The following is a 26,991-nucleotide window of genomic DNA, read 5'->3' as shown; positions in this document are numbered from 1 at the left end:
TTCTACTAACGTCTTTATCCTTCAACTTTTTGTGTCCACCGTGTTTGCTCCACTGGAAATCATGTGGGCTTTAATTGGCTTAATTCTGACAATTGGCGGCACCTTTCTGGAAGCCTCAATTGCCAGTCCCTCCTGGAATGTATTGCAGGAGGGAATTCCCATATACTCTCTCGGTGTCACCTATCAAGTGGGAGCTGTACTTCTCGTGGGCTGTCTCGGGGGAAAAAATGCCGGCGCACTGTCCCAAATTGCCTATTTGGTTTTGGGGTTACTGTGGTTGCCGGTTTTTACCCACGGCGGTGGACTTGACTATATAAAACAGCCTACGTTTGGTTATTTACTCGGTTTTATTCCCGGGGCGTGGGTATGTGGATGGCTGGCGTTTAAACTCCCACCGCGCTTAGAATTTCTTGCTGCAAGCAGTTTGTTGGGTTTGCTGTGCGTTCACGCCATCGGGCTGTTGTTTTTGGTGGTGATTGTTCACGCCAATCAAAATGCCCTCGCCAATGCGGCGATCGCCTATTCGGTTTATCCGTTACCCGGTCAATTAGCAGTGGTTTGCGCCGTCAGCGTGGTGGCATTTATCCTGCGAACCATTATGTTTTATTGAAGCGTCAACAGTTCGTGCCAGCTAGGGCGAATTCTCCAGGGGAAATGCCTCCCCTTGCCATTTGCAATCAGTCACCAAACGAGCGATCGCTCACCCCCTGCCATGAAGTATGCCATGAAGTTGAAAAAAAATCGCATTTTCTGGATTATTGCTGCTGTTAGTGTGGTATTAGACCAGCTTACCAAATTTTGGGTTTTGCAAAATTTTGAACTCGACGAATCTTGGCCATTATGGGAAGGGGTTTTTCACTTTACCTACGTGACGAATACTGGTGCGGCATTTAGTTTATTTAGTAACAATGGCGGATGGTTGCGCTGGTTATCGTTAGTGGTGAGTCTGGGGTTGATGGCATTGGCGTGGTTTAGTCCGCGATTGAACAAGTGGGAACAAATGGGATATGGGTTGATTTTAGGCGGGGCGATCGGCAATGGTATCGATCGCTTTTTTTTGGGGCATGTCACCGATTTCCTCCATTTTACCTTAATTAATTTTCCGGTCTTCAATATTGCTGATGTGTCTATTAATATCGGCATTGTTTGTCTGCTCATCGTCGCCTTGAAAACCCCCCCGCAACAAAGCAAGGGAAAAGCCCGAAAATAGGGGGTAAAGTTGAAGTGGAAGGATAAAGAATAAAGGAGAAACAATAGAGAAATTTTTCCTTGAAACTTTATCCTTTTGCCTTTTTCATCACCCCTCACCTGCGGGTTTTGGCAAGACAACCCTGACGGTGGTGTAGGAAACACTCGGATCGCTGTAGATGGTTAATGTGCCGCCGTGTAATTCGGCGATTCGTTTGGCGATCGCCAATCCCAAACCGGATCCTTGTTGTTCGTGCAGTTTGCGCTCGAATTGCATATATGCGCCGACCTGGGCAATTTGTTCTGCACTCATCCCGCGCCCTTTGTCGCTGACGGAGAAAATCGCGCGATCGCCCTCGGATTTGAACGCCACTTCCACCGGGGTTCCCGCCGCCGAAAACTTCAACGCATTATCCACCAGTTCTCGCACTAACTTTTGCAATTTTATTGCGGATATTGCCACGGTGGTATTGTGCAGTTTCAGTTGCAAATCTGCTTGGCGATCGGCTTTTAGAGCTTGGTACATGATGCAATCGGCTAAAGCTGCATCGGCGGAATGAATCTGCTCATTTCGCAGGGCTTGAACTTGCTGCGGATCTGAAGCAATTAAATCCAGTTGCGCGCAGAGCAAAAAATTTTCGATTTGCCGCGATAACCGTTTTCCCGCATGATTGATGCTTTCTCCCATCTGTTGGATTTCTTCCGGGTGAAATTGGGAAGTTCCATTCATTAAGACTTCAGAAAAACCCAGAATAGAGTTGAGAGGTGTCCGCAGTTCGTGAGGCAGAGATTGGGCGATGTTGGCGCGTAAATTTGCCAGTCTGGCTTCGCTTTGGCGAGCGATCGCGGCTTGTTTGTCCAACCGCGCGGCGATCGCTGCCAGCATTTCTTCCGGTTGGCAAGGCTTCGTCAAATAATCATCAGCGCCTCGGGTCATCCCTTGGCGCAAATCCACTTTTTCGGCTTTAGCCGTCAGAAAAATAAACGGGGTCGTCTCCATTTTCGGATCTTGACGCAAGGCCCTCAGCACCCCGTATCCATCCAGTTTCGGCATCATAATGTCGCAGAGAATTAAATCCGGTTTTTTCTGCCTTGCCAATTGCAGACCCACAATGCCATTGGTCGCACCAAAGGTTTCAAACCCCTCGGCTTCCAGCAGTTCTCGAATATTTTCCAAGATTCCTTCTTGGTCTTCGATGACTAAAATTTTGGTCACTGACCCTTCTCCTGTGTACGAGTATGATTCAATTTTAAGTTTGGGATTTCCCCGTTGAGAATCCATAGGTGTATCGAATTGTGTGGTCTCTCCAGAAGACCAAGGGCAGCCATTTCCCCTTTCGGAAAATAATTGAACCGGTGTGATAAATTTTTGACGCCGGAACCGGGAAGCGGCTTAGGGTTTAACCTTGGTTTCAGTGAATTGATATCTTAAAACAGCCGTTTGATTAAATTGAATCGGTTAAATTTCAATCGTTCTGTTGGCCGTAACGGTTGACTAAATTGTAGTTTTATGATAAACCAAGCCAATGGGTGGGTAAAAATGGGATCGCATAGGGAGTCGAGCCATCTGTGGCGCAGCAAGCTATCATCATCAGAGAAGGGCATGTCTGCGAAGCAGCGGCGATGATGCAGGGCGTTTGCGTCTGGAAAAACGAGCCGATCCGTTGTAGTGATGCCCACGGTCGGCGTTCACTGGGGGTAAACCCCAGGCGTGCCTGTTGTGAATTTGGTTATTGTTGCTTTTTCGAGATTAGCAAATGAGTTCTTCTATGCCTCCCGGTCCCCCCCAAAAACCGAAAACGCTCCTGGGTACGATTACTCAAGCCACCCAGACGATGTTAGCCAAGGTTAATTTTTCGCAGTTGGTTCTCAAACCCAATGCCAGGGTGCCGGAACTGAGGATTTTCGATGGGGGGGCGAACAAGGCAGATGTGTATCCCTTGTTGGGCGATCGCTACATCATCGGGCGATCGTCGAAAACCAGCGATATTGTAGTCCGCAATCCGGTGGTCAGTCAAACTCACGCCTCCTTATCTCGCGATAGCAAACGTCCCCATACCCCGTTTTACCTGAAAGATGAAAACTCCACGAACGGCATCTATCGGGGCAAACGACGGATAAAGCATTCTCCCATACGTCACGGACAGAGCTTCACCCTCGGCCCGCCGGAACTCGCCGATAGCGTGGATATCCACTACTACGATCCGCCGCCGTGGTACATTCGCGCGGCACGATGGACCTTTTACAGCGCCAGTGGGTTGGTCGGTTTAGCCGCCGTTTATATCGGCATCGAATGGCAGAAATTTGAAGTGCGCCCGTTGCCGATTTCCCTTCACGGACCGGTGGTGGTATATGCGCGAGACGGACAAACTCCCCTGCGTCCGCCTTACAACAATGCCCACGTGGAAATGAAACAGCTCTCGGACTTTTCCGAATATCTGCCGCAAGCGTTAATGGCCTCGGAAGACAGTCGGTTTTATTGGCACTTGGGCATCGATCCGATCGGTACCCTGCGCGCCTTAATGGTCAATTTGCGCGGGGGAAGTCTGCAAGGGGGGAGTACCCTGACCCAACAGCTTGCCCGCAGTTTGTATCGCGATTATGTGGGCACTCAGGATTCGGCGGGTCGGAAAATTCGCGAGGCGATCGTGGCGTTAAAGTTAGAAACATTTTACAGCAAAGAAGAGCTGTTGTTAGCTTATTTAAACCGAGTTTATTTGGGGATTGACCTATATGGGTTTGAAGATGCGGCACAGTTTTATTTTGGCAAATCGGCGAAAGCGCTAACCCTATCGGAAGCGGCAACGTTGGTGGGGATTTTGCCCGGACCGAATGCGTTTAATCCGGTGCAAAATTACGATTTAGCGGTGAAGTATCGCAATGGGGTATTGTATCGGATGCAGCAGTTGGGGATGATTTCTCAGTCACAGGCCGATCGCGCGCGGCGATCGCGGATTGAAATTAACCCAAAAGCTCTAGAAATTATCGGCAATACGATCGCTCCTTATTATTACAATTACGTGTTTATGGAATTAGAGGAACTGTTGGGGGAGCAACTGGTGCGAGAGGGGAATTTTATCGTCGAAACGGCATTAGCTCCGCAGGTTCAAACACAGGCGGAGCGATCGCTGAAAAACTGGGTAGAAACTGCCGGCGATCGGTATGCTTTCGACCAAGGGGCGATCGTTACCCTGGACTCTCGTACCGGGGAAATTTTAGCCTTAACCGGCGGGGTGGATTACCAGGAAAGTCAGTTTAACCGCGCGACCCAAGCTCTGCGCCAACCGGGTTCGACGTTTAAAGTGTTTGCCTATGCTGCAGCACTTGCCGAGGGGATTTCTCCGAGGAAAGCTTATTCGTGCAACCCCCTGCGCTGGTCCGGTCAGTATTATAATGGCTGCGAGCGCAGTAGTGGGAATGTGGATATGTATCGGGGGGTGGCGCAGTCGGAAAATGCGATCGCTCTGCGGGTTGCCCGGGATGTGGGCTTGGGTAAAGTGGTGCAGATGGCACGCCGACTGGGGATAAAGTCGGAGCTGAAGGCGGTTCCGGGGTTGGTACTCGGTCAAAGTGAGGTCACGGTGCTGGAAATGACCGGGGCGTTTGGGGTGCTGGCTAATGAGGGGAAAAAAAATCCCCCTCATGCTATCCGGCGAATTCTCGATAGCAGCGACTGTGACGATCGCAACGACCCGAACACCTGTCGCGTGATTTATGACGCCGAACGCGATCCCAGTGCCAACCGACGGGCGATCGACCCGGATGTGGCACGAACCATGACCAATTTGTTGCAAGGTGTGGTGCAAGGAGGCACGGGACGCAATGCTTATCTCGGTCTCGGCGAAGCGGGAAAAACCGGCACTACGAATTATAATGTAGACCTCTGGTTTGTGGGGTATATTCCCCGTGAGGATTTAGTCACGGGCATTTGGTTGGGCAACGATGACAACAGCCCCACCTATGGCAGCAGCGCCCAAGCGGCTCAGCTTTGGGGAAATTACATGGATCGAATCCTGCCGTAGGCGGGATTGAGAGAAACTTCACCCTCTCATCGTGCGGGGAGTTGGTTGCGAGCTAACTCTGGATCAATGTACCTTCAGACACAGGCTTTTCGTGGGGGAAGCTATCTGAATGATGAAGAAGACACTAAAGTTGATACAATCTGAATTTGCGAGGCTTCCCGTTTAATAAACGAGATGGCTTTTTTGTCGTCAGTGGCGATCGCCCATCCTCGGTGAACGGCGATCGCACAGGAGGCAGATTCTCCATCACCCCTCAATTCAAAAACATAATTGACGAACAATTCTGCCTCTTCTATTGAGGCTAGGGGAAAATGGAGGGAAGGGCGAATGGGTGAGCGGGAGGGGAGGAGCGATCGCCTGGAAGCGCTCATCTATCCGGGGTGGAATCGGAGGGAGAGTGAGGTGGGCGGTGCTGACGAATGGGAATGGCGATCGCCAATTCAGTGCCCTCACCCAACTGAGAAACGCACTCTAATTTACCGCCATGTTTTTCCACCACAATTTGATAGCTAATCGTCAACCCCAATCCCTTGCCCGCGCCCACCGGTTTAGTGGTAAAAAACGGATTAAACACTTTCGAGACTAATCCTCGGGGAATGCCTACCCCATTGTCAGAAATCCGAATTTCCACCCATCCATCGTGGCGGGGGAATGTGCGAATTGCAATCTGCCCGGTGTCCTCATGGATTTGGCGCACCGCATCGATCGCGTTATTCAAAATATGCAGAAACACTTGATTCATTTCCGCCGGATAGCATTCCACCCGGGGGAATTCGCGATACTCCTTCATCAATTCAATTCCGCCGAGACGGTGCTGCAAAATAGACACAGTATTATCGATTCCTTCATGGATATCCACCGCCTTCATCTGCGCCTCATCGAGACGAGAGAAATTCCGCAGAGAAAGCACAATTTCCCGAATTCGCTCTGCGCCTCTTTTCATGGAGTGCAGCAATTTGGGAAAATCTTTCATCAGGTATTCTAGCTCGATTTCTTCGGCGAGTTCTTGCATTTCAGGCACCGGGTGGGGATAGTATTTTTGATAGTGATGCAAAAAATTTATCAATTCATCGAGATATTTTGCCCCATGACTGAGATTCCCATCGATAAAGGTCACGGGGTTGTTAATTTCGTGAGCGATGCCGGCCACCATTTGACCGAGAGAGGACATTTTTTCAGATTGAATGAGTTGAGCCTGAGTTTTTTGCAAATCGCGCAATGTTTTGCTCAGTTGCCGATTCGATTCGCTCAATTGCAACTGAGACTGATAGAGGCGAAGTCCGGCGCGCACCCGGGCGAGGAGTTCTGCCGGATCTACGGGTTTGGAGAGAAAATCGTCAGCGCCGGCATCGAGTCCTTGTACGCGATCGTCGAGGTCCACTTTGGAGGTCAAGAGAATAAAAAAAGTGGCGAACAAATCGGCATCGGATTTAATGCGGCGACAGACTTCCACCCCATCGAGATTGGGCATGACCCAATCACAAATAATCAGGGCGGGTTTAAAGGCGATCGCCGATTCTAACCCTTCTTCTCCATCTTTGGCCAGCTCCACTTCATGCCCTTCGAGCTTTAAATCGCGCTTGAGCAGTAAGCGGGTGGCGGAATCATCATCAACAACCAGAATTTTCGCCATTGTCTTCCTTAAAGATGTTTTCGAGCGCGGGTGAAATACCCATGTTGCATGTTACAATCGCCGAGGCTCATTCCAAACGCGGATCCCTGGTTTTTTCTGAGGTAGAGGGTTGGCCGATCGCCGTTTCTGGGGTCAAGGGCAGGCGCACGGTAAAGGTGGTTTGTCCCGGTTCGTTATCCCGGGCCAGTTGACTGGTGACGGACACTTCACCGCCGTGTAATTCCACGCATTTTTTCACAATAGACAACCCCATGCCGGTGCCGGATATTGCGCCCACATTGCGACAGCGGTGGAACGACTGAAAGAGATGGGGTAGGTCTTCTGGGGGAATGCCAATGCCGCGATCGGCGATGGTAAAAATGGCGTGGCGATCGGCACAAGATAGCTGGAATCGGATCTCACTGCCCGCCGGAGAATACTTCAGTGCATTGACCAGCAAATTATTGAGAATATGGCGCAGGAGCTTGTCATCCATTTTGGCGGGAATGCTGCGATCGGCAGCAACAAATTGAATCTGATGCTGATTAATATCCAGTTGTTCGATTTCGGCAATTAAACCTTGACAAAATTCGCGCAAATCCAGGGGAATGGGTTTCACCTGAAGGCGTCCGGTTTCTGAGCGATTCATCAATAAAACATCATCGATAAGTTGGCTCATATTCACGGCGGTGGTTTGAATGCGCTGCAAGCACTCTACTTTTTTCTCAGCTTTGTCATGGGGAAAGTCTTCCAGGTAATATTCTAATAAATCGGCAGAAGACAGAATCGCCGTGAGCGGGTTGCGAAATTCGTGAGATACGAGGGAGACAAAATGAGTTTTCAGCTCGTTGAGTTCCTTTTCTTTGGCGAGAGCTTTGAGGGTTTCTTGTTCGGCTTGCTTGCGTTCGGTGATATCTCGCCCCACGGCTTGGAACTCCACGATCCGATCGCCGGAATAATCAAACAAGGCGCGTTGGGTCCACTGGTGCCAGCGAACTTGTCCGTTGGGGAACCTCACCCGTTCTTCGCGCGTAATCACCGGATGGCGTTTCAAATCTTTATCGAGGGAGGGGCGAAAGGGCAGGCGGGTGCTTTGCGTCACCTCTTCTCTAGTGAGGCCAAAATTGCGACAGTAAGCATCGTTGACAAAGGTGAGAGTACCGTGGGGGTCAAAGCGACAGATCGATTCGGTTTGGTCTTCCACGATCGCGCGATAGCGGGCTTCGCTCTTTCGCAGGGCCACCAAAGCCGCCGAGCGATCGCGATGCACGGAAATGGCACCGGCGGCGGCTTGCAAAATCGAAATCAAAGCGCTATCATCCGGCGTTACCCGAGAGTTTTCCAAGCCGATCGCGCCAAATAATTCTCCCTTAACCATCAAGGGTAACATCAACAGCGATCGAATCCCGAGTTGGGTGAATTTTTCTCGTTTTGACGGGGGAAAATCCTCGGCGGTACAGGTGACGCTCTCACCGCGAGCGAGCAGGTCTAACCATTGAGAAAAGTCAGAAAAGGGACAGTAACCGGAGAGGGTTTTCCCCAAGTGAGAATCCGGGGAGCGATCGCCGGAATTCATCGTCGATCTGTCGGCACTTTGGGCAACCCACTCGCCCAAAAGCATCGCCTCGGGTTTGGGATTTTTGCGTTTTAATTCGCATAAATAAACGCGACTGGCTCCCGACACTTCTCCCAGGGGTTCTAACAACTCGGTGTAAGAGATCGGTTTGCTTTCGTTCTCCCATTCCACAGTTGCCAATAACCGCTGCTGTACCGCGACTAGGGCGGATAAATGTTTGTTGGCTTGGCTCAATTGCTGGGTGAGCTGGCGCAGTCGCAATCCCGCCCGCACCCGCGCCAATAATTCTTCATTTTCAATCGGTTTTGAGAGAAACTCATCGGCTCCCGCATCGAGTCCTTCAATGCGATCGCCGAGTTGTTCGCGCACGGTGAGCAAGATAAAAAATATGGTCGCCAATTCCGGGTCTGCTTTCAATTGCCCACAGACTTCCACGCCATCGAGGTGAGGCATCACCCAATCGCAAATAATCAAATCTGGGCGCTCTTCTCGGGCCAGTTGCAGTCCTTCTGCACCGTCTTTTGCGAGGATAACCTGATATCCTTCTAACTGAAGATTTCTTTTCAGGAGTAATCGAGTGACTCCATCGTCGTCAACTACCAAAATTTTTGACATGGTTTGTTCTCTCCTAGGTTTACTGTGGACGCTTTTTCCTTGAGTTTAAGAGTTCGAGCCTATCATTTTATGAAATAGACATAAAAGTTAATTTTTGCTCTCCTGGCGTACTCAATCCGCGTTCATTTTAAGTCAAATAATAGAAGCTTGCAAAGGAGATACGAGGAGGGAGGTTTGCCGTACCACTATGGCTCAGGAATTTCTCGTAACCATTATCCCTCCCCGGGGGGTAACGGTCGTCAAATCCGGGTGAGTCAATCGTCAAAGGAAAGACGATGGGGTGGATCGAAGTGCCCGGTTTAGAGGCAAAGTGTCAATGAGCCGTTTCTTGAGGTAGAAAACCATATTTCTCATCAACTTTAATAGATTTCTAATCTAGGGGAGCCGATCGCCGATCGCGCGATTGGATAAACGCCTCGATTTGCGCCACAATTGCTTCCAAGCGATCGAGGATTTTCTCTGCATTTTCCAGACGCTCGTTTTTGGCGTCTCGTTCCAGAGAGGCGGCGATTTCGGGCATTTCCAGAACCGCCACCGTGGCGCTACCGCCTTTGAGCTGATGGGCTTTGTGGGCGAGGGTGGTGGTATCCTGGGCGGCGAGGGCTTCTTGGGCTTGTGCGATATACGTGCGAGCATCTGCCACAAAGGCGGCGAGCAGTTCCACGGCGAAAGCGCGATCGCCCCGGGAGATTTGGTTGAGGCGATCGAGGTTCACCGGGAGAGGTTCGACGATCGCGCCGGGGGAGGATTGAGTTTGGCGCGTCTCGGGGTCGGCGCGGTTCTCGGGTGCTTGGCGATCGCCAGGGGATTCCCAGTTGTCCATATCCGCCGTGAAGCGCTCGAAAATCTCCTGCAAGGAGGCGAGTAATTCCCTGGCATCTTCCAGTCGCTCGGACTTCGCCTGCGCTTCTAATTGGGAGGCAATTTCGGGGATAAATCGCACGGCTACGGTGCCAGACGCGCCTTTGAGCTGATGGGCTTTTCGCGCCAAGGTCTGTGTATCTTGGCTTTCCAGGGCTTGCCAGGCTTGTGCGATATAAGTGCAAGCGTCGTTGGCAAAAGTGCTGAGCAGTTCCCGGGCAAATTCCGCATCGCCTCGGCTAATCTGATGCAGGCGATCGCCATCCACCGCCGCGATCGTCGGTTGAGGGTCGAGGGTGGAGGGGTTCTGCACTGTGGCGGGGGGATTTTCCCCAGTGGGTATGCGATCGCCGATATCCGTGACCCAGCGTCGGATGGTCGTTTCCAAGTCTTCCAGGGAAACCGGTTTGCTGAGATAGTCATCCATGCCCGCCGCCAGACATTTTTCGCGATCGCCTTTCATTGCATAAGCGGTCAACCCCACAATTGTTGTATGACGTTGGCTGTTGGCTTCCCGGTTTCGCAGGGCTTTCGTGGCGTCATACCCATCCAAAATGGGCATCTGACAATCCATGAAAACGATATCATACTCTCGCTCTTGCAATTTGTCAAGGGCTTCTCGACCATTATTCGCACAATTTGCCTGGAGTCCTAACACATCGAGCTGATTGAGCAGGACTTTTTGATTGATCGGCGTATCTTCTACCAACAAAATATCGATCGCTGAAGGAAGTGGAGTGCGATCGCTCGAGGGTTGGTCAGGGTAGAGAATCGCGGAGGATTGACCGCTCACCGTTGAAGCCCGATCGCATAAAACGCTAGCGAGACAGTCGAGCACTCGCCGTTCTTTTACCGGCTTGATTAAATACCCGGCAAATCCGAATTCAAGCAACTTTTGCGCTCTATTAACCTGACCCAAGGATATCATTAAGACTAATTTGGTGCGCTCCAAAACTGGCTTGAGGCGAATCAACTGTCCCAGGATGTTCGGATTGGGATGGAGTTCGTCAAAATCCAGCAGCGCCACATCATAGGGAGTGGTTTTCGCTGCGGAACATAACCGAGTTAATGCAGAAATACTGCTGTCTGTTTCTTCCACATTTATCCCCCACATTTGGGCAGAGAACTGCACCACGGTGCGATTGGTTAGATGAGAATCCATCACCAACAGTTTTTTTCCGCAGAGGGTTTCGCGAACTCCCGGCATTGAGGGAAATTCGGGGTAGCGATCGCCCACTTGGCCCAAGATGGCGGTAAACCAAAATTGCGACCCCACACCTTCTTCGCTGTCCAAGCCAATTTCTCCGCCCATAAGCTGCACTAACTGCTTGCAAATCACCAATCCCAAGCCGGTGCCCCCATATTTTTTGGTAGTGGAGGGGTCTACTTGGGAAAAGGATTGAAACAGTTTTTTCTGGTTTTCTGGGGAAATGCCGATGCCAGTGTCTTTTACTATAAAGCGAATCGGAATTGGCGGTAAATCATTGGCAGTGGAAGATGGGTTGGGGGAATATTCGCGAGGGAGGGAGCTTGCAGAAGCGCGATCGCGCGAGACAAAAATCGCCACTTCTCCCCCTTCGGTAAATTTCATTGCATTCCCGACTAAATTGCTCAAAATCTGTCGCAAGCGGCTCGGGTCGCCGAGTAAATGTCGCGGCACCTCCGGCTCTACAATTAAGGCAAAATTCAGATTTTTGCGCTCGGCTTGGCTGGCGAATAAATCCACCACTTCTTCCAAGCAAGCCATCAGCTCGAATTCTTCCACAGACAGCCGCATTTCCCCGGCTTCTAATTTAGAAAAATCCAGAATATCGTTAATAATCGTCAGCAGGTTTTCCGCACTGAGCAGTAAAGTGTGAGTGAAGTCCATTTGCTGATGATTTAGGGGAGTTTTCATCAGCAGTTCTATGGTGCCCAAAACCCCATTCATCGGCGTGCGAATTTCGTGACTCATATTGGCCAAAAACTGGGATTTCATCTTCGCGGCTTCGATCGCCTGTTCGCGAGTTTCCACTAATTCGTTGATAATATTCGAGACGATCGCGATGCCTCCCACAGTTGTCTCTTCGGCGGTGGAAGTCTCGGTCCCGGAGAGAGGCTTCTCGCTCTCGAACCAGGGTTGAATCGCCCAACTCAGATATAGTTTCGTGCCATCTTCTCGCTGCCAAACGTCTTCCGGGTGAGCGATGACCTCTCCTTGCAATGCTCTTTCCACCAAGGGTTTCCAACGCGGCGGAAAATCGGGAATCGCGTCATACAGCTTCATGCCAATCAGAGACGAATGCGGGAACTTGTAATCTCGCAACCAGCGCTGAGAATGTGCGATATAGCACAATTGGGAGTCGAACATCGCCATCGCCACTGGGGCGTGGGTGACGATTTGCTGTAGTTGCTGGCGTTCTCGCTCGATCGCGGCTTCATAGCGCTTGCGTTCCGTGATGTCGCGCATCACGGCGGCAAAGGTCTCGATTTCGCCATTCGGCGCGTATTGGATGGCAAAGCAATCAATGGATACATCAATGGCGTCCTCGGTTTGGAAGTGCCGCAGTTGACCTTCTCCATCCCAGTTTCCGCATTCCACCACCGTGGGAATGGCGGTGTCTCGCAGCAGGTTCCAGGTGAGTTCCGGATGGTAGTGGGCAAGATGAGCCACGGCGTTGCCCGCGCCATTTTCCAAGCCCACCAAGCGCTTGCCGGCTGCGTTGAGGAAGATTATATTGCCGGCAAGATCGGCCATACAAATAAAGTCGTTGCTGTTTTCCACCAGTAATGCGAGTTTCTGGCTTTCTTCTTCTCCTCGCTTGCGTTCGGTGATGTCGGTGGTAATGCCATCGATGCGGACCGCCATGCCAGTAACATCCTGGATCGGACGGCACCTCACGCGCAACCATCGCACTTCACCGTCGGGGCGCAAAATCCGATATTCCATATCTTGACTTTCGACCTCGAACAGACTGTGGAGGCTGTTTTTTACAAATTCCCGGTCTTCGGGATGGATGGTTTCCAGCCACAGGGTGGGACGCTGGAAAAAGTCCGCGAGCGATCGCCCATACACGGCTTCTGCCGGCGGGTTTACATAAAGCATTTGGAAGGTTTTCGCATCGATGGACCAGACGATATCCTGTAGGGAACTGAGAATATTGTCGATCCGCTCTTGGCTTTCGCGCAGTGCCGCTTCGGCTCTTTTTCTCGCCGAAATGTCTTGCGCCAGACAAATAATTCCTTGCAGATTTCCTTCGCGATCGCGCATCACCGATGCCGAAAACGACACCGGAATATGGCGTCCATTTTTGGCCAGCAATTTGGTCTCTTTTCTGCCTACTAAACTGGTTCTCGCTAATTCGTTGATTTCTAAAAAATCGCCAATATTTTTTTCGCCAAATAACTCCTGAATTGGTTTGCCAATCAGTTCTGATTCTTCATATTCTAGCAAGTAAAAGGTGGCTAAGTTAAAATCTTTTATCGTACCATTTTCGGGGTTTAAAACAATCAGAGACTCGCTGAGGTGTTTGATTAAATTATCTAAGTAGACTTTAGAAACGGTGGTTTGTTTTAAATTGTCTACCATTTGATTGAAGGCCGTAGCTAAAACTCCGAGTTCGTTATTGCACTTGGTGTTGAGCTTGGCCTCATCCAGTTGTCCCTGGCCGATTTTGACGGCTTTATCTTTGATTTCGATTAAAGGACGAGTGATTTTTTCCGCAAGTAGCACCCCGGTACCAATCGCGATCGCGCAAGCGACTAAACTAGAAAAAATGCTAATCCAAATCGAAACATCCGCGCGGTTCTCTGCCCTGGAAATTTCCCCGGCTAATCTCTGACGCTCTACTGCGATCCAGTCTTGGATTAAAGCGAGTAATTCTTGTTGTTTCTCCTCGAGTTCTCTCCCTTTGCTGCGAATTGCTTCGCCTGTGGCTCCGTTGCGATTGAGTTCGATGAGTTCTCTGGCGGTTTGGTAAAAAGCATCATGGGCTTGTTTGATGTCTTCATACCGCTGACGAGTTAACGGGTTAGATGGTATATTCAGTAAATATTCTAACCCGCGTTCCGATGAGGCTTTTGCCTCGGCTAAGGGGTCTTTGAGCGATGCTTGCGGTTCTGCTGGGAGGAGAGTGCGATCGCCACTGGCAGATCCCTCAGCGGGTTGCCAACCCCCTAACGCATCGCGCAATATTTCAGTCATCACCTGTAGGGAAGAAACTTTCATTTCTTCTAATACCAGCAGGGTGCCTGTTTTGGTGCGGGCAATGCGATCGAACTGGTGTTTGACCCGTCGTTCTTGTTGGATATTAATCGCCCCTGAAATGGCAAACAAACAGGCAACCGCTAAAAAAGCCGACAGAATTTGAGATTTTAATTTCATTGATTTGTCCCGTGATAGAAACCCCGATCTAAACCCCAGCTTATCTGATGGGTGAGGGCGCGATTCCGCAGAGGATAAACCCACTGTAGCAGAATCATGCCGTCGCCCAACCTCACTTTAGTCCCCGAACCGATTGGCTTCGGGGGAGGTTGCCCAATTTTGTGGCGACACACCGAGTTCCAAACAGAACCCACCCCTACAGAGGGAAAATTATGCCGCGCCATCTTGATGGCGGTACTCAAAAGCCATCTCAGGATCCAGCAACACTGGAAGACAACAAACCTGCTGGTAAAATAGCCCAGAACCCGAGAATCTGCGGCTAGGCAAGGGGGGTCTCGGTAAATCCCGATTTGTGCCATAACTGAGAGAATCGCCTCGCAATCGAACGGCAAACGAACTGAACCAGATAAGAGAGAATTTTCCCTCGTGTTTTCTATTATCCACCACTTTGGGCAGCAATAAAAGCGTTCAATCCATCCAAAGCTTGCTGTAACTGGATTAGAAGTTTCTCGGCATTTTCGCGATGATTTTTTTTGGCTCGCTCTTGTAAATTAGCCGCAACTTCTGGTATAATACGCACGGCAACGGTGGCAGATCCTCCTTTGAGTTGGTGCGCCTTGCGGGCGAGAGTGTCCCAGTCTTGCACTTCCAGGGCTTGGAATGCCTGGGCGAGATAGGTGGCGGCATCGTCGGCGAAGGCTTGTAGTAATTCTAATGCAAATTCCATATCGCCTCGGGCAATGTCATTGAGCCTTTCGCGATCGACGATAGAGGCGGGGAATTTAAAGTCGATGGCGGGTGTATTTTTTACCTCTGGGAGAGGTGGAGGAGAAGTTTTCGCCCCGGAATTCTGGTCATTGTAGTGCAACTGAGGGAGAAAAGCATCGAGGCGATCGCAAATTTCGTGCATCTGTACCACTAAACTTGTCGCATTTGCTAGCTGATTTTTTTTGGCAAGCTGTTCTAAAAACGCGGCAATTTCGGGGATAAAACGCACGCCGACGGTGCCCGCACCTCCTTTAAGTTGATGCGCTACTTTCGCCACAGTGGCGCAATCCTCAGAGGCAATTGCTTCTGTGGCTTGAGTTAGATAGGTTTTGGCATCTTCGGCAAATGCTTGTAACAGTTCCCGGGCAAATTCCTCATTTCCCTGGGAGATTTGTTGCAGGCGATCGCCATCGACAACGGTAGAGTTTTCCCCGGGAAGTAAAGCCAGTGGATCCGCGAGATTGGATGCGGATAAGGGGCAAGTTTCCCCCGGATGAATCCAGCGGCAAATTGTGTTGCTTAAGTCTTCCAAGGAAACCGGTTTGCTGAGGTAATCGTCCATGCCTGCTGCCAAACATTTTTCGCGATCGCCTTTCATCGCATAAGCGGTCAAACCAATCACAATTGCATGTGGGTTCGACCCTTCTGCCTCCCGAATGGCTTGGGTGGTTTGATAGCCATCTAAAATCGGCATTTGACAATCCATTAAAACAATATCGTACTGCCGCTCTTGCAATTTGTCCAGGGCTTCTTGCCCATTATTCGCACAATCCGCGATCGCCCCGAGGCGATCGAGTTGATTGAGAATCACTTTTTGATTGATCGGCGTATCTTCCACTAACAAAACATGCAGGGGATTCTGGAGTTGCTCCACAGGTTCTGCCGATTTTTCCGGGGCGAATTCTGCTGGCAACCGCTTCTGTGTTTCCTGCTCTTGACCTGCTAAAATAGGAGATTGACCGCCGAGTACCTGTAGCAAACATTCAAGCAGTCGGTATTCTTTCACTGGTTTGATTAAATACCCGGAAAAACCACTTTCGAGCAACGGCTTGGCTTTATTACTTTCATTCACCGAAGTCATCATAATTAACTTCGTTTCCCCTAACGCTGGTTCGCTGAGGATGAGTTCGCCAAGGGTTTCGCCGTCCATTTTGGGCATTTGCATATCCAGCAGAGCCACCGGATAAGGGTTGCCTGCTGCTGCGGCTTTTCGCAAGGTTTTGATGGCTCTCAATCCATCGGTAACTTCGGTAACATTCATCCCCCAGTTGCTCGCTTGCAGTCGGATTAATTGACGATTGGTGGGATTATCGTCTACCACTAACAGGTTTTGCGACTTGAGAATCGAGAGGGGAACAGAAGGGTGGGAAACGGCTACGGTTCCTTCGGATATTTGGGGAAGTAATCGGTCGGTAGTTTGGCTGAGTTTGGCGGGTTTAAATTGCGCGGTAAACCAAAAGGTAGAACCGATGCCAATTTCGCTTTCTACGCCGATTTTCCCTTGCATGAGCTGCACTAACTGCTGGCAAATGGCTAATCCCAATCCGGTGCCGCCATATTTGCGGGTGCTGGAAGAATCGATTTGGGAAAAGGATTGGAACAGTTTTTGCCGATCGCGTTTGGAAATCCCGATGCCGGTATCTTTGATGGCGAAGCAAAGCCGGATATCCGATGAGGAGGAACTGGTGGATTGCGGATGGGGTTTGACTTCGACGATGACTTCTCCGGCGTCGGTAAATTTAACTGCATTGCCCACTAAGTTGGCGAGCACTTGGCGCAAGCGGGATGCATCTCCTTGGAGCGATCGCGGCAGTTTTGGGTCGATGAATAAAACGATTTCTACTCCTTTTGGCGCGGCTTGCAAGGCGAATAAATCTACCACTTCTTCTAGGGTGCGGGTTAAGTTAAAATCATGGCAGTCCAGACGCATTTCTCCGGCTTCGAGTTTGGAGAAATCGAGAATATCGTTGATAATGGTCAGTAAGTTTTCGCCGCTGACTTTCAGGGTTTTGACAAAATCCAGTTGTTGAGAGGTGAGCGGCGTTTTCAAGAGCAATTCGGTCATGCCCAAAACGCCATTCATGGGGGTACGAATTTCGTGGCTCATGTTGGCCAGAAATTGGGATTTCAAGCGGGCGGCTTCTAGGGCGGCTTCCCGGGCTTGGACTAATTCATCGATCGCGGTACTGGCGATCGCGATTCCGCCCACGGTCAATTCGGGGGTGTACCAGGGGTGTATCGCCCAATTCAAATATACTTTACTCCCGTCATCCCGTTCCCACAGATCTTCGGCGCAGGAAATCGCTTCTCCTTGCAGGGCTTTTTGGTAGAGGGTTTTCCATCGCGGGGGGATATCGGGCAACAGGTCGTAATGACACAGCCCGATCGCGTCTTCGGCAAGGTGATAATCGCACTTCCAGCGATTGCTGTGCGCCAGGTAGCGCATCTCGCTGTCGAACACTGCCATTGCGACTGGGGCGTGAGTGACGATTTGCCGCAATTGCTGGCGTTCCCGTTCCAGGGCGGCTTCGTAGTGCTTGCGATCGCTGATATCGGTAGCCAAACCATCCATGCGAATCGGGGTTCCGCTTTTATCGTAAAGCACCCGGGCGCGATCGCGCAGCCAGCGCACTTCCCCATCGGGTCTCACGATCCGATATTCCAGGTCGGCGCTACCGGTGGCTAAAATTTCTTGCATCTTGGCCTCCACGCGGGGGCGATCGTCGGGATGGAGAATCTCCAACCACAAGTGAGAATTAGCAAAAAATTCACCTAAGCTGTGCCCGGAAATTTTCTCAGCCGCCGGATTCATATAAATCCGTTCGTAACTGGGCAGGGAAACGGACCACAATACATCGTCGATGGAACCGAGAATGCTGTCGAGTCGTTCGCTGGTTTCGCGCAATGCTCGCTCGAAGCGCACTTTATCGCTGATGTTACGAATGATAGCAATGGTTTGCTGATTTTGAAACGGCACGACCCGGGCTTCGTAATGTTCTTCCCCGTCGCTTTTGGGCAAGGAATATTCCATCGTCACGATGGAATTCGCCTGCTGCACTAGGGCGATCGCTTCGTCAAATTTGCGGTTCACCGGTTCGGGTAAAACCTCTTGAATTCTGTGCCCCAAAAACTCTTCTGGCGGGAGATGCAAGACTTCTTTGTCGGCTTTATAATCGAGAATGGTGCCATCAGAAGCCAGGCGAAAGAATAAGTCGGGAAATACGGCAAAAATGGCTTCCATTTCGGCGTTTTTTTGCTGCAGTTGGGCTTCGGCAGCTTTGCGATCGCTGATGTCTCGGCCAATGGCTTGAAATTCGATAATGTTACCCGTTCCGTCAAAAATCGCCCGATCGCTCCAATGGTAAATTCGCGCTTCTCCCTGGACGAGGGCTTGATGTTCGATGGTTCTCACTGGCTCTTCCGGCGTGAGCTTTAACAACGACTGGTGGTAGCGTTCTATCTTGTCCCGGTCTGCATCGCACACCATGCGGTTCATCGGTTGTCCGATGCAGGCTTCCCGGGACATGCCCACGAAACGACAGTAGGCTTGGTTGACAAACGTGAGAGTTCCGTCGGGTAAAAAGCGACAAATCAATTCGGTTTGATCTTCTACAATCGCCCGGTAGCGATTTTCGCTCTCGCGCAGGGATTGTTCGGCGAAAACGCGATCGGTGATATCATTCAGGGTGCCGGATGCTCCCACCACCGTGCCATCCGCCGCCATTTGCCGAATGCCGAAGACTTCCAACCAGCGGGTTTCTCCCCTTTTGGTCAAACATCGAATCTGGCAATGACACTCTTCTTGTTCCCCAGACATTAAGGCGGCAAATCGCTCGCCACTGGCGGCACGATCGTCGGGATGAATGAAGTTTAAAATCGGTTGTCCGAGGCTTTCGGCGATGGAATAGCCGATGATTTTCGTCCAAGCAGGATTGAGGAATGTCCAACATCCGCGATCGTCGGTTTGGAAAATTACTTCTTTGATGTTTTCTACCACCGAGCGATATTTTTCTTCGCTGTGGCGCAATGCGGTTTGTTCTTGCTGCAGGCGGTTGTTAATCCGCTCTAATTGTGCGGTGCGTTCTTCGACTAATTCTTCCAACCGTTCGCGATATTGACGCAATTGTTCGTCGGCAAGATAGCGATCGCGCTGTTCGATGCCCAGGGCGACTAAATCGGCAATGGATGCGGCAAATTGTCGCTCTTCTAATAACCACTGGCGATCGCTTTGCGTTCTTTCGCAACACACCAGCCCCACCACTTCCCCGCCTAAGCGAATCCCTGCATCCAGACGGGCTAAACTGGGGGGTTGACGGTTTCCACGCGAGGCAGTATCACCTAAGTTTAATTCCTCGGGCACTACAATTTCAAACGTCGGCAATTGAACCACTATCTCGCGGCGATTATTCAAAGCAAGGGTTCGCTGGGTAACTAATGCTTGAAAATAGTCTCCATAGTTGGCATAATTGAAGTTTTCTCCCCGTAAATACGCCTGGGTATGGCCATCGTAAATCGCCGCGCATTCCCAGTGCGATTTGTCCGCCACTGGCAACCAAATACTGACGCGATCGACCTCTAAGGTTTCTGCGGCTACGGCGGTAATCTGCTGACAGGTGGCTTTTAATGCCCCGGCTTTTAAGCGATCGCAAGTGGTGAGTTGAACTAAGGCGTCATTCTGTCGGCGCAGAATGGTTTCTTTGCGGCGCAGGGTTTCTTCGGCGGCGACGCGATCGGTGATGTCGAGCACTAATGAGATGGCTCCGATGGGGCGGTCATTGCGATCGCTTAAGGGGGTATTATACCACTCGCAGAGAATTTTTTTTCCGCTTTTGGTCACATTTTCTTTGACGATGCGATAGCCGCCGGAATTGGTCAAGCAAGCTGTGGCCATCCCCTGGCGTTTTTTGGTATTTTGGGGTCTTAAAAAGCTAAAATTTCGCCCGATCGCTTCGGCGCGAGAATAGCCAAAAATTGCCGAGGCTGCGGGGTTCCACCCGGTAATTTCTAACTGATGATTCCATTCGATAACGGCTAGGGCGGTTTGCCGAATTAATAGAGATTGTTTTTGGGCAAACTGCTTGAGTTGTTGTTCGATGGCGATGCGATCGCTAATATCTCGGGCAATGACAATTAACCCGATAACATTGCCTTCGGCGTCGCTGTAGGGACTTTTCGTACATAAAAAGGTATGGGTTTCTCCCTGAATCGGCATCACTTGTTCGACCACTTTGGTTTGCCCACTCGCCATCACATTGCTGTCGTCCCATCGAATGCCAAATGCTACATCTGAGGGCAACAAATCGGTGTCATCTTTGCCAAAAATATCCTCGGGAGAGCGACCGAATAGCAGGGCGCAACTGGAATTAACTAATAAATATCGCCCTTCTAAGTCTTTGACGAAAATCGGATCGCTGGTGCCTTCTACTACTGCATACCACAAGTTATAGCTGCTTTCTAGGGCGGTTTCTACTTGCTGGCGCTGCTCGATTTGCGTTTGTAATTCGCAAATGACCTGACTTAATTCGGCGGTTCTTTCGGCAAAGCTACGTTGCAATTGTGCGGAAGTTTGCTGCAATTGTTGCTGAATTGCCCCGCGCCCGATCGCGTGGCGCAATGCGTTGACCAGCGATCGGGCATCGATTTTTCCTTTCACTAAATAATCTTGGGCACCGACTTGAATCGCATCGGCGGCGAGTTGTTCGTCATCGATGCCGGTAAAAACCACAATTGGGGGCATCTGGGCACGGGCGATCGCTTCTTTTTTTCTCCCTTCTTCCCGAAAATTTAAAATCCGCTGCAAGCTGTGGAGTCCCTGACTGTCTGGCAAGGATAAGTCGAGCAGAATCACGTCAAATTGCTGTTGGTTTAAATGGGCGATCGCCCCCGTTAAGTTCTCCACATGGGTTAGCTCAACCTGAATGCTCTCGGTTTCGGAAAATATGTCTTTAATCAGTTCGGCTTCCCTGATGCGGTCTTCTACTAGTAAAATTTTTAAACCCGTGCTGTCGTTCATACCACTGACCACTCACTCGCTTAAGCTAACCGGGTAGAAACCGGGAGACAAAACACTTCTGATGAAAGCCTCCCTCTCGTTCCCCCTCTGACAAATACTAGCCCATTCTGCTTAATTTTTCGAGTTTTTTTACCCAATGTTACAAAACTTTTCAATCCTTCCGATTTGGGGCATCTTTTGGCCGCGTCCCGCCCCCTACAGAGGACTTTCACATTCCAGAATCCCTTACTCGGGCCTGAGTTTTCGCCATTCACCGAGGGTGGAGCCAATTTGGCCTCGGATCGGGAGAGGCGATCGCGCCCCATCGAAAAACTTCTGCATTGTCGTTGGTTATGATAGTCTGTAGTTGCTAACCGACCTTTCTAGATGCTGGATAAAGTGAAAATTTATAGCGCGAAAGTTTGTCCCTATGCCCAACGCAGTCGAATGGTACTGCTGACAAAAGGGATTGATTTTGAATTGGTGGAAATTGACTTAAATCATAAACCGTCTTGGTTTACCGAAATATCGCCCTATGGGAAAGTGCCGCTGCTGCAAAATGGCGAGGACATTCTGTGGGAATCTTCGATTATTAATGAATATTTAGAAGAATGCTTTCCCGCAAGACCCTTAATGCCCGCCCAACCCGGAGAACGGGCCTGGGCGCGCATTTGGATCGATTTTGCCAATACGAAATTAACCCCGGCGTTTTACAAATTGATTCTCGCCCAAGAGCGGCAAAAACAGCAAGAGTGGCGGGAAGAATTGCGGAATTATTTATTGTTTATCGAACGAGAAGCACTGCAAAAGCGATCGCAAAACGGTCCGTATTGGTTGGGAGAATCGGTGAGTTTAATCGACCTGACATTTTATCCCTGGTTCGAGCGCTGGTGCGTGGTGGAGCATTATCGCGGGATCGCGATTCCGGCGGAATGTGCCCGCTTGCAACAGTGGTGTGAGGCGATGCAGGATATCCCTGCGGTGCAGCAGACGCAACAGCCCCCGGAATTTCATATCGAACAATATGCCAAATACGCCAACAATACCGCCACGGGGATAACCGCCCGGGAGATGCGCCGCGATTGAATCGGCGATCGCGCTAGGGTTGTCGCCCCTTCCCACAAGGCGTCAAGTCTGGCAAAATAAAGTCTGGACAATTGTTGCCAATCAATTCAATGGACACGATTAAATACCTGCTCTCAGAAGACCAAATGCCCACCGCCTGGTATAATATCCAGGCCGATCTGCCCAAACCGGTGCCGCCGGTCCTCCATCCGGGAACCCACCAACCGATTACGCCGCAGGATCTTGAACCCCTGTTCCCTGCGGCGCTGATCGAACAAGAAGTCAGTCGCGATCGCGACATCGAAATTCCCGAGGAAGTGCAGCAGATCTATCGTCAATGGCGACCGACTCCCCTGTATCGCGCCAGACGCTTGGAACAAGTCCTGGATACGCCAGCCAAAATTTACTATAAATACGAAGGCGTCAGTCCCTCGGGCAGTCACAAACCCAATACCGCCGTTCCTCAAGCGTATTACAACAAAATGGCCGGGGTCAAGCGCCTGACCACCGAAACTGGTGCGGGACAGTGGGGGTCTTCCCTGGCGTTTGCCGGCAGCTTGTTCGGGCTGGAAGTGGAAGTGTATATGGTTAAGGTGAGCTACGAGCAAAAGCCTTACCGTCGGGCGCTGATGGAGTCCTACGGGGCGCGGGCGATCGCCAGTCCCAGTTCGCAAACGGAAGCCGGACGGCAGATTTTGCAAGCGAATCCGGACAGTACCGGCAGCTTGGGTATTGCGATCGGGGAAGCGGTAGAAGTGGCGGCGCAAGATGAGAACACAAAGTATGCCCTCGGCAGCGTCCTCAATCACGTCTTGCTGCATCAAACCGTTATCGGGTTGGAAACCCTGGCCCAGTTGGAAATGGCGGGGGATTATCCGGATATTATCGTCGGCTGTACCGGGGGCGGGAGCAACTTCGCCGGTATTGCGTTTCCTTTCATCGGTGCCCAATTGCGCGGCGATCGCCCGGTTCGCTGTATCGCCGTGGAACCCGCCGCCTGTCCCACTTTGACCAAAGGACAATATGCCTATGACTTCGGCGATACCGCCCATCTCACTCCCTTAGTGAAAATGCATACCCTGGGTAGCACTTTCGTCCCCCAAGGCTTTCACGCCGGCGGTCTGCGCTATCACGGTATGGCACCCCTGCTCAGTCACCTGCTGCAATTGGGTCACATCGAACCCACCGCCTATCCCCAACTCAGTTGTTTCGCCGCCGGTGTCACCTTCGCGCGCACGGAAGGGATTTTACCCGCCCCGGAAGCCAACCACGCCGTGAAAGGGGCGATCGATGCCGCATTGCACTGCAAACAAGCCGGTGAGAGCAAAACCATTCTGTTTAATTTGTGCGGTCACGGTCATTTCGACATGCAAGCCTATATCGACTATCAAGCCGGAAAACTGCGCGATTTGGAATATAGTTCTGAAGAAGTGGCAATGGCTCTGGCTGGTTTGCCTGTGGTACCCTAAGTAAGATAAATCGGAAAAAGTCCCTGGGCCAGAACTATACCAACCAAGCCCGCCTGCGCGGGCTTTTTGTGAGACAATTCGAGCGATTGAAATCTTGCCTATGCAGGCTATAGTCCGCGGAGGCGGACTATTTTTTTTTACATCTATTCCGGCGGAGAGAATGTCACCCTTTGCCTGTCTCGACTTTGAGGCCAAAATAGGTTAAAATCAACTCGGTTTTCCCCGTGTTGGCCACTTCGTGAGCTTCTCCGGGTTCCACTGCAATGCAACTGCCCGGTGTCAGGGGATATTCTCTCCCGTCAATGTGAATAGTTCCCGACCCTTGGGAGACAAAAAACACTTCGCACATATCGGCATGGGCGTGGCTGGATGCCACCTGTCCGGGGGCAAATTTGGCCTGGGAAAAATTGGTTAAATGGGGCAATTCTCCCGCGCGCAACATCACTTTTTTCTGAATTTCTCGATTGTGGGAAACTTCTTCCCACGGTAGGTCATTGAGAGCGGTTCGTTTCATGTTCTTTGGCAACAATAACGGTGAATCGATAAACTCTAATCGAGCGGGTCTCAATGATTCGTTTCATTGATGACCGGAGTGGGAGCCTCTCGCTACTTCCATTAATAGCAAGCTAGAGGCTCGCATCCCATTTATCATTTTACCACTAAAATCGATTGTATTTAGGGGAATAAATTTATCCGAAAGCATGGCGATTGTTTGGCTTCCCAACTGAAAAAAGGCGGAGCTTCGGTAGAACCGTTCCCAGCATGAGCTGGGAACGAGTCAACTTACTTAAAAAAAGGATTAGTCCGCATAGGCGGATTAAAGTTTTTGCCTCGGCACAATTTCAATCGCCTTTGATTAACCATCGAATTGGGCTTTTTTAACCGCTACGCCTTTGTACATATAACCCACGGTTTTGGGAACGTTGGGCGCATAAAAACGCTCTAGTTTGACCAGATGAAATTTGCTTTCCACTAAATTTTGGATGGGACGATTCAAATGACAGCCATCGCCGACCAGTTTTTGCAAGGGAGTCAAGCGATGCTGCCACACTTGCACGTTGGGTTCTTCGCTCAGTCCATGCTCGATAAAACAGAATTTTCCGCCCGGTTTGAGGACGCGATAGATTTCGTCCAGGGCATTTTCTACTTTGGCAATGCTGCACAAAGTCCAGGTACTCACGACGCTATCGAAGCTGCGATCGCCAATCGGCAATTTTTCCCCATTAATGACTTTGTTTTCCACCGGAATTGAGGCATTTTTTAGCCGCTTCTCGGCGATTTTTGTCATGCCAGGATTGGCATCAATTGCGGTCAGTTGGCGCACGGTTTGCGGATAATGGGCTAAGTTCAATCCGGTGCCAAAGCCAATTTCTAAGACCTCTCCGGATACTTCCGATAGCACCTCTTGGCGGTACTGTGCGAGGCGCGAGTCGGACATGGTACGATCCATAAACCGAGGCAGGATAACCTGTGAATAAAAACCCATTGGCACGTTCCTTGTGGTAAGAGGGCGATCGACGACACTGTTAGTTTAGCACAAAATGGGCTGGGGTGACATGCTGGGGGAAATGGGGAAGTGACGGGAAGATAGATAAAACCGAGAGAGGCACCTCGCCAGAGACGGCGATCGCCGGGGTTTCCCAGGGCATAGATTCTCCTCTATTTCGATAGTGTTACTGGAGATTTCGCCAACCTTTAAGATAAGTAAATATTTCTAGACATTTGGAAAATCGAAGTTATGTTGGAAGTAAAGCTGACTGAATGATAAAAATTAACGAACGATGATTAAGCCTTACCGAATTTTGAAAAGCGCCACTGCAGGGCTAGCTTACACCTACCTCGGGGTGCTGATTGTCTATTTAATTCTGCGCCTGCTTTTCTGGGATACCCTGTGGATTGTTGCCTTGGTTGGTAGCTTGATACCTTGGATTTTCTTTCCCTTATTTCTGTTGCCGATTGTCTCCCATTTTATCCTGAAAAAGCGCAGGCTTTTGATTGCTTCATCGATTATTTGTCTGTGGTTTGTGGGATGGTTGCACGCGAACTACTGGTCTCCCAATCCCAGCGCAATGGATGATTCGGCGACCCGAATTAAGATTTTATCGCTCAACTGCACCTGGTACAAGACTACGCCAGAAACCTTAGTCAACCTGGTGGAAAAAAACCAGCCGGATATTGTTTTTTTGCAAGAAGTGGTTGCCCCGCATGTGAACCGGGCCTTTCCGGAGTTAAAAGCCTCCTACCCCTATCAATTTTCTGCGCCGCGAATCGCGATTATCAGTCGATATCCGATTCTGTCGAAAGAGAAAATCCATCTGGCGGGTCACGAAGAATTCCAAAGCCGAAATATTATTCAATTACCGGGACAGGAGATTGTGGTTTATAACGTACAAACCATCGCTCCTTGGATTCGAGAGCGTCAAGTATTGCCGTTTTTGACCCTACCGAAGTTTGAATACGAACAGCGCACGGCAGAGATTAAAGATTTAGTCCAGCGGTTGGAAAGGGAAACTCTACCGGCGATCGCAGCGGGTGATTTTAACCTAACCGACCAAGCGCAAGATTATTTTATTCTCCAGAAACAGATGGAAGATTCTTTTAAAGAATCTGGATGGGGATTTGGGTTGACTTGGCCCTATGGTTGGCCGTTAAGTGACTTATTTAAAAAAGCCACTTTGGAAATGAAATATCCCCTGTTTAGAATCGACTATATTTGGCATTCGCCGCAGTTTGGGTCTCGCGCCAGCCAAGTTTTAGACCCGACTGGTTCGGAACATTTGCCGATGATGAGCGAACTGATTTTACGTCGAGACTCTTCAATACCGAGTTAGAGAATGAAACAAGCAAATGGAGAGGCGATCGCCATTGAGTGAGTGAAAGCAGCGATCGCGGTGATGGCGATCGCCACCGTTGCGAGAAAGCGATCGCCCGATTCGCGCTTTCAAATCACAGCTTGTCGATAAAATTATCACTGGTGCGATGAGATAGAGGTCACACAGGGGATTTCCCACATTGGATAGAATAGAGTAAAAGATTGAATTGGAGATTGACCTATGAACGCACCACGAACCATTTCCCCGCATCCCGCCACAGTTCGACCCACGGACATGGAAACCACCCTGCGCGAGATGTCCCGGGCGATCGCCCTGTACTTCGCCTGGAGATCCACCGGGTTGCTCGATCCCAGAGAACCCCCAACCGCCTCACCCCTGGTAGCGCCGGAAAAACCCCCGGAACCCCGGGATTCCGGCTAGAGTGGGGGGGAATTCCACCCAAATTGCGACCCTGTAGAGACACGCTTAGCGCGTCTCTACACAAGTATCATTTAAACTGCAACTTTTTTTGCAGTGAAGGCCAAGAGATTTGTCAGCAGGGAATTGAGGGGGGGGAGGGAGCTAAATTGTAAGCAAAAGGCTCAATAAGCTATCCTAAACAATAGAAAAATTAATCGAAGGAACTG

Annotated in this window: 17 protein-coding genes; 7 read left to right on the top strand and 10 right to left on the bottom strand. The window is 50.4% G+C overall.

Translation table 11 applies throughout. From position 1 onward, the window contains the following. The first annotated feature begins 40 nt into the window (after nt 1–40). Nucleotides 41–610, top strand: a complete 570-nt coding sequence (locus LKK83_RS21675; protein ID WP_324633482.1) for a biotin transporter BioY — start codon at nt 41–43, stop codon at nt 608–610. Between the two features lie 114 nt (nt 611–724). After that, complete coding sequence (lspA, locus tag LKK83_RS21670; RefSeq protein WP_324633481.1) at nt 725–1,210, top strand: signal peptidase II; 486 nt, start codon at nt 725–727, stop codon at nt 1,208–1,210. A gap of 87 nt (nt 1,211–1,297) precedes the next feature. Here lspA and LKK83_RS21665 read toward each other — a convergent pair whose 3' ends face one another. After that, a complete protein-coding gene (locus tag LKK83_RS21665) occupies nt 1,298–2,404 on the bottom strand; it encodes a hybrid sensor histidine kinase/response regulator (RefSeq protein WP_324633424.1) in 1,107 nt (368 codons plus the stop codon). Nucleotides 2,405–2,945: 541 nt separating this feature from the next. Here LKK83_RS21665 and LKK83_RS21660 point away from each other — a divergent pair. Then, nucleotides 2,946–5,210, top strand: a complete 2,265-nt coding sequence (locus tag LKK83_RS21660; RefSeq protein WP_324633423.1) for a PBP1A family penicillin-binding protein — start codon at nt 2,946–2,948, stop codon at nt 5,208–5,210. 101 nt (nt 5,211–5,311) lie between these two features. Here the strand turns inward: LKK83_RS21660 and LKK83_RS21655 are convergent, their stop codons facing one another. The 5 genes from LKK83_RS21655 to LKK83_RS21635 form a co-directional block, all read right to left on the bottom strand. Then, nucleotides 5,312–5,581, bottom strand: a complete 270-nt coding sequence (locus tag LKK83_RS21655; protein WP_324633422.1) for a hypothetical protein — start codon at nt 5,579–5,581, stop codon at nt 5,312–5,314. Then, nucleotides 5,578–6,843 carry a response regulator gene (locus tag LKK83_RS21650; protein ID WP_324633421.1) on the bottom strand — a complete coding sequence of 422 codons (1,266 nt, stop codon included), beginning with the start codon at nt 6,841–6,843 and terminating at the stop codon, nt 5,578–5,580. Before LKK83_RS21650 ends, LKK83_RS21655 begins: the two co-directional genes overlap by 4 nt. A gap of 67 nt (nt 6,844–6,910) precedes the next feature. Further along, a complete protein-coding gene (locus tag LKK83_RS21645) occupies nt 6,911–9,013 on the bottom strand; it encodes an ATP-binding protein (protein ID WP_324633420.1) in 2,103 nt (700 codons plus the stop codon). 370 nt (nt 9,014–9,383) lie between these two features. Then, a complete protein-coding gene (locus LKK83_RS21640; protein ID WP_324633419.1) occupies nt 9,384–14,237 on the bottom strand; it encodes a PAS domain S-box protein in 4,854 nt (1,617 codons plus the stop codon). 436 nt (nt 14,238–14,673) lie between these two features. After that, entirely contained in the window at nt 14,674–21,018 is a 6,345-nt protein-coding gene (locus LKK83_RS21635) for a PAS domain S-box protein (RefSeq protein WP_324633418.1), read from the bottom strand. 366 nt (nt 21,019–21,384) lie between these two features. Between LKK83_RS21635 and LKK83_RS21630 the strand changes: the two genes are divergently transcribed. Both LKK83_RS21630 and LKK83_RS21625 read left to right on the top strand, forming a co-directional pair. Next, a complete protein-coding gene (locus LKK83_RS21630) occupies nt 21,385–22,083 on the top strand; it encodes a glutathione S-transferase family protein (protein ID WP_324633417.1) in 699 nt (232 codons plus the stop codon). 89 nt (nt 22,084–22,172) lie between these two features. Then, the gene (locus tag LKK83_RS21625; protein WP_324633416.1) at nt 22,173–23,531 is read left to right on the top strand and encodes a TrpB-like pyridoxal phosphate-dependent enzyme; all 1,359 of its coding nucleotides are present in this window, start codon (nt 22,173–22,175) and stop codon (nt 23,529–23,531) included. A 163-nt stretch (nt 23,532–23,694) separates the two neighbouring features. Here LKK83_RS21625 and LKK83_RS21620 read toward each other — a convergent pair whose 3' ends face one another. The 3 genes from LKK83_RS21620 to LKK83_RS21610 form a co-directional block, all read right to left on the bottom strand. Then, the gene (locus LKK83_RS21620; RefSeq protein ID WP_324633415.1) at nt 23,695–24,045 is read right to left on the bottom strand and encodes a cupin domain-containing protein; all 351 of its coding nucleotides are present in this window, start codon (nt 24,043–24,045) and stop codon (nt 23,695–23,697) included. A 342-nt stretch (nt 24,046–24,387) separates the two neighbouring features. Continuing rightward, nucleotides 24,388–25,017, bottom strand: coding sequence for a class I SAM-dependent methyltransferase (locus tag LKK83_RS21615; protein ID WP_324633414.1), 630 nt, complete (start codon nt 25,015–25,017; stop codon nt 24,388–24,390). A 40-nt stretch (nt 25,018–25,057) separates the two neighbouring features. Next, complete coding sequence (locus LKK83_RS21610; protein ID WP_324633413.1) at nt 25,058–25,180, bottom strand: hypothetical protein; 123 nt, start codon at nt 25,178–25,180, stop codon at nt 25,058–25,060. Between the two features lie 132 nt (nt 25,181–25,312). Here LKK83_RS21610 and LKK83_RS21605 point away from each other — a divergent pair, with 132 nt between their 5' ends. After that, nucleotides 25,313–26,362 (top strand): endonuclease/exonuclease/phosphatase family protein, encoded by a 1,050-nt coding sequence (locus tag LKK83_RS21605; RefSeq protein ID WP_324633411.1) that lies wholly within the window; start codon nt 25,313–25,315, stop codon nt 26,360–26,362. Here the strand turns inward: LKK83_RS21605 and LKK83_RS21600 are convergent. Next, on the bottom strand, nt 26,348–26,503 hold the full coding sequence (locus tag LKK83_RS21600) for a hypothetical protein (protein ID WP_324633409.1): 156 nt from the start codon (nt 26,501–26,503) through the stop codon (nt 26,348–26,350). The genes LKK83_RS21605 and LKK83_RS21600 overlap by 15 nt on opposite strands. An 81-nt stretch (nt 26,504–26,584) precedes the next feature. On the opposite strand from LKK83_RS21600, the gene LKK83_RS21595 reads away from it, so the two are divergent. Next, nucleotides 26,585–26,785, top strand: coding sequence for a hypothetical protein (locus tag LKK83_RS21595; RefSeq protein WP_324633408.1), 201 nt, complete (start codon nt 26,585–26,587; stop codon nt 26,783–26,785). The last annotated feature ends 206 nt before the right edge of the window (nt 26,786–26,991 follow it).

Source organism: Phormidium sp. CCY1219 (genome assembly GCF_035615515.1).
Classification (GTDB): Bacteria; Cyanobacteriota; Cyanobacteriia; order Cyanobacteriales; family Laspinemataceae; genus CCY1219.
The sequence above is the reverse complement of the archived record's forward strand: the minus strand, read 5'-3'. Positions and strand labels throughout refer to the sequence as shown.